This is a genomic window from Streptomyces sp. MK37H (genome assembly GCF_018035285.1).
Taxonomy (GTDB): domain Bacteria; phylum Actinomycetota; class Actinomycetes; order Streptomycetales; family Streptomycetaceae; genus Streptomyces; species Streptomyces endocoffeicus.
The window spans coordinates 1-3,426 of sequence record NZ_JAAAYH010000657.1; the positions used below are offsets into that span (position 1 = coordinate 1).

The 3,426-nt window shown below is 71.8% G+C and carries 4 protein-coding genes; 3 read left to right on the top strand and 1 reads right to left on the bottom strand.

The genetic code is table 11. The features are described from left to right. Positions 1–143 precede the first annotated feature (143 nt). Entirely contained in the window at positions 144–1,112 is a 969-nt protein-coding gene (locus GWI24_RS42230; RefSeq protein WP_210951318.1) for an alpha/beta hydrolase, read from the top strand. A 25-nt stretch (positions 1,113–1,137) separates the two neighbouring features. Here GWI24_RS42230 and GWI24_RS42235 read toward each other — a convergent pair whose 3' ends face one another. Next, positions 1,138–1,728, bottom strand: a complete 591-nt coding sequence (locus GWI24_RS42235) for an HhH-GPD-type base excision DNA repair protein (RefSeq protein ID WP_210951319.1) — start codon at positions 1,726–1,728, stop codon at positions 1,138–1,140. Between the two features lie 161 nt (positions 1,729–1,889). Between GWI24_RS42235 and GWI24_RS42240 the strand changes: the two genes are divergently transcribed. Further along, entirely contained in the window at positions 1,890–2,675 is a 786-nt protein-coding gene (locus GWI24_RS42240; protein ID WP_210951320.1) for a SigB/SigF/SigG family RNA polymerase sigma factor, read from the top strand. A gap of 99 nt (positions 2,676–2,774) precedes the next feature. Then, a partial coding sequence (locus tag GWI24_RS42245; protein WP_210951321.1) for a dienelactone hydrolase family protein occupies positions 2,775–3,426 on the top strand: 652 nt, incomplete at its 3' end.

Below are 3,426 nucleotides of genomic sequence, written 5' to 3' on the forward strand. Positions count from 1 at the left end.
GCGCCCGGCCCCTTGACCCGGTGAGCCCGTTGGCCCGGTGAGCTCGCCGGGCCGGTGAGCGCCCGGGTGGCGTAACAGCGGTGGGTGCCGCGGCGGCCCGGGTGAGATCGTCGGACGGAACCGGACCGGCAAAGGAGAAGCAGATGGCCACCACCGCTCCGGCCCGCCCCGTCCTCGAACCCGCCGCCGCGGCGTTCGCCGAGGCCACCGCCAAACCGCCGTATCCGTACCAGGTGACGCCCGCCGAAGGCCGTCGCACGCTCGACGAGGTGCAGTCGGGCGAGGTGCCCAAACCCGAGGTGGACGAGGAGTGGATCAGCGTCGGGGGCATCCCGGCGGGCGGCGTCAGGGCGCGGATCGTGCGCCCTCCGAAGGCCGTCGGCACCCTTCCGGCGATTCTCTACATCCACGGCGCGGGCTGGGTGTTCGGCAACGCCCACACCCATGACCGGCTGGTCCGGGAGCTGGCGGTCCGGGTGGGCGCCGCGGTCGTCTTCCCCGAGTACGACCTCTCCCCCGAGGCCCACTACCCGGTGGCGCTGGAGCAGAGCTACGCGGTGGGCCAGTGGATCGTGGCCCACGGCGAGGGCGCGGGGCTCGACGCCTCCCGGATCGCGGTGGCCGGGGACTCGGTGGGCGGCAACATGGCCATCGCCCTCACCCTGCTCGCCAAGGAACGCGGCGATCTGCCGCTGGTGCGGCAGGTGCTCTTCTACCCGGTGACCGACGCCGCCTTCGACACCGGCTCCTACGAGCAGTTCGCCGAGGGCTACTTCCTCACCCGTGAGGCGATGAAGTGGTTCTGGGACCAGTACACCACCGACCCGGCGCAGCGCTCCGAGATCACCGCCTCCCCGCTGCGCGCCACCCCCGACCAGCTCGCCGGGCTGCCGCCCGCCCTGGTCATCACCGGCGAGGCGGATGTGCTGCGCGACGAGGGCGAGGCGTACGCGGCCAAGCTGCGGGAGGCCGGGGTGCCGGTCACCGCCCTGCGGATGCAGGGGATCATCCATGACTTCCTGATGCTCGACGCGCTGCGCGACACCCGGGCCGCACGGGCGGCGCTCACCCTGGCCGTGGACACCCTGCGGGACGCGCTGGACACCGCCTGAAAGACCCCGCCCCGAATGCCCTGCCTCAGGCGCCGCCCTTCGCCTGCTTCGCCTGCCGCTTGAGCTCCTGCTTGTGGGCGCGGACCTTGTCCAGCGACTCGGGCCCGGTGATGTCGGCCACCGAGCGGTACGCGCCCTCCTCGCCGTACGCCCCGGCCGCCTCGCGCCAGCCCTCCGGCCGCACCCCCATCCGCTTGCCCAGCAGCGCGAGGAAGATCTGCGCCTTCTGCTTGCCGAAGCCGGGCAGCTCGTTCAGCCGCCGGAGCAGCTCCTGGCCGGAGGAGACATCGCGCCACAGGGCGGCCGGATCGCCCCCGTAGTGCTCGGCCAGATACCAGCACAGCTGCTGGACGCGCCCCGCCATCGAGCCCGGGTAGCGATGCACGGCGGGCTTCTCCGACAGCAGCGCGGCGAACCCCTCGGGGTCGTGGGCGGCGATCTCCTGGGCGTCCAGGTCGTCCCTGCCCAGGCGCCGCGCGATGGTGTACGGACCGGAGAACGCCCATTCCATGGGCACCTGCTGATCGAGCAGCATCCCGATCATCAGGGCCAGGGGGTCGCGCTCGAGCAGAGCGTCCGCCTCGGGCTGCTGGGCGAGACGAAGGCGTGCGTTCATCCCGTGTGGATACCCCGCCACGACCGGGACGAAGCACCTTGAACCCGGATACCACCCAAAGACACCCATACCATCACCAATTCGGTCGAATTGCGAGACGTCAGGGCCCATGCGAATCTGGTGGCGACCGCCGTGACATCGGAACACGGAGGCGAGTGACCATGTCAGCAACCGCGACTCGCCAACGACGCCATGACGACACTCCCGACACCGGCGGTGCCTTCCTGCGTCTGTCCCGGCTCCCGTCCGGGCCCGAACGCGACGCGCTGCGCGAGACGATCATCTGCGCCTGGCTGCCCGTCGCCAAACGCCTGGCGCTGCGCTTCCGCAACAAGGGCGAGAACATGGAGGACCTCACCCAGGTCGCCTCGCTGGCCCTGGTGAAGGCCGTCGACCGCTACAACCCCGACCTCGGCCATGCCTTCCCCTCCTATGCGATCCCCGTCATCACGGGTGAGCTCAAACGCCACTTCCGCGACTATCTGTGGACCCTGCACATCCCCCGCAACATCCAGGAGGTCCGCTCCCGTACCCGCTCCGCGCGCGACGCGCTGGAGCAGGAGCTCGGCGGGCGCACCCCCACCATCCACGAGATCTGCCTGCGCACCGGTATGCCCCAGGAGGATGTGAAGGCCGGTCTGGAGGCCAGCGCCTCCTGCACCCCGCTCTCCCTCAACGCCGCCGTACAGGGCGCCGAGGAACGGCTGCTCGCCGAGACGGTGGGCGCGGACGACGCCGCGATAGAACGCGTCGTCAACCGCGAGGCGCTGCGGGTGCTGATCGCCGAGCTGTCGGAGCAGGACCGTTACGTCCTCTATCTGAGGTTCTTCGCGGGGCTTTCGCAGAGCCAGATCGGTGAGATCCTGGGCTTCTCCCAAATGCACATATCCCGCAGGCTCTCCCGGCTCTACAGCGAGCTGCGGCAAGGGCTCATGGCCTACGCCTAGCGACAGTACGCCCAGCGACAGCGACAGCCCGTCGCCCAGCGGCAGCCCGTCCGCCCAGCGGCGGCACCAGCCCGCGCAACCCCCGGCAGGAGGTGGCAGATGCGCTCCGAGACCGCCCGTATCGCCGCGGACGACGCCATGCTCGTGGGCGATCTGGCCCTTCCCGAGCAGCCCATCGGCGTCGTCGCGTTCGCCCACGGCAGCGGCAGCTCCCGGCACAGCCCGCGCAACCGCGCGGTGGCCCGGGTGCTGCAGGACGCGGATCTGGCCACCCTGCTGTTCGATCTGCTCACCGAGGCCGAGGAGCGGGTGGACGCGATCACCGCAGAACTGCGCTTCGACATCCCGCTGCTGGGCCGCCGGCTGGGGGCCGCGGTGAACTGGCTCGACGGGCACCCGGCCACCTCCGGGCTGCCGGTGGGGCTGTTCGGCGCCAGTACGGGCGCGGCGGCGGCGCTGACGGCCGCCGCGGAGCGGCCGGAGCGGGTGGCGGCCGTGGTCTCCCGGGGCGGGCGGCCCGATCTCGCGGGCGGCGCGCTGAACCGGGTGCGGGCGCCGGTGCTGCTCATCGTGGGCGGTGACGACCACGAGGTGCTGCGGCTCAACCAGCAGGCGGCCGCCATGCTCGCCGCCCCGCATGAGATCCATGTGGTGCCCGGCGCGAGCCATCTGTTCGAGGAGCCCGGAACCCTGGAGGAGGCGGCCGAGGCCGCGCGTGACTGGTTCGTACGGATGGCCAGGCACCCGGCCC